General features: G+C 46.7%; 1 protein-coding gene. It reads left to right on the forward strand.

All coding sequences use genetic code 11. The features are described from left to right. The first annotated feature begins 216 nt into the window (after positions 1–216). Positions 217–900, forward strand: a complete 684-nt coding sequence (locus tag ACNRUY_RS26595; protein WP_488114679.1) for a sulfatase family protein — start codon at positions 217–219, stop codon at positions 898–900. Positions 901–1091: the final 191 nt, after the last annotated feature.

A 1091-nucleotide genomic window follows, 5' to 3' on the forward strand; every position in this document is an offset into this window, starting at 1 on the left:
CCGGAAATACCTTGTGCATCACCGGCAATGGGTGAGGGCGGCAGAGTTTTATGGAGGACACCGATCTGCTCTGGGGACATCATGGGTATGGACTTCAGGATGTCTTGGAATTGCTGAGGTTTCATGGCTGGAACTCCACTTTACACGACAATTCTCATGCTCAGGGAGTATAGACCATGTTAGCAACATTTAATTTGAACAGCGCCGACATTGGCGGTGGATGATGGTGTGGGTGAAATTACTGAAACATTGAAACGGTTAAAGCTTGATGACAATACCGCCATTATCTTTTTGTCGGATAATGGTTATCAGACCATGTTGCGTCGTAAAAATCCGGTGAATAAAGCAGGTAACCCTGCGGACCTGCGCGGTTTTAAGGGGGATACTTACGAGGGTGGAGTAAGGGTTCCGTTTGTTATAAATTGGCCTGGGGTGGTGCCGGCAGGAAAAGTGTATGACCAGCCGGTTATTTCTCTGGATATAGCGCCGACCATGACCCGGTCGATGGGTATAGCCGATCCTGAAACGGGTTATGATGGAGTGAATCTTGTTCCCTTCCTGAATGGAGCAAAAGAAGGCGCACCTCATGAAAGCCTTTTCTTTCGCTATGTTCATGATATTGCGTACCGTAAAGGTGACTGGGTGATGACCTGGAATGATCAGCTTAAGTTTGCGGGTGAGCGCAGTGCAAAGAAAAAGCTGAACCTGAAAGAGGTGAGAGCCATGTTGTTTAATTTAAAGGATGATGTGGCCCAGCAACACGACGTGCGTCATGAGTATCCGGAGAAGTTTAAAGAGTTGCGGGATGATTATCTCGCGTTGATTGCTGAGTTCAAACAACCAGAGTTTCCGCCACTGTTTATCACGCCGTATACGGTGGAAAATGCGAAAAATCTTTAATCGCTCAAGTCCGTTGCTGCTGCAATTGATGGCTGGAGTACGAAACAAAAAAAGGGGCCTTATCTGTAGTAGTTCAGACCTGATCTGACAGTCACCGATTTTTCAGAGGGTGTCTGTCAGGTCAAATTCAGGCTACAAATTTTTCCTTCCAGATCTCTTTGCCATCTATCAGAGTTTCCATTGGCGTTCTT

It is taken from the genome of Endozoicomonas sp. Z74 (genome assembly GCF_057680865.1).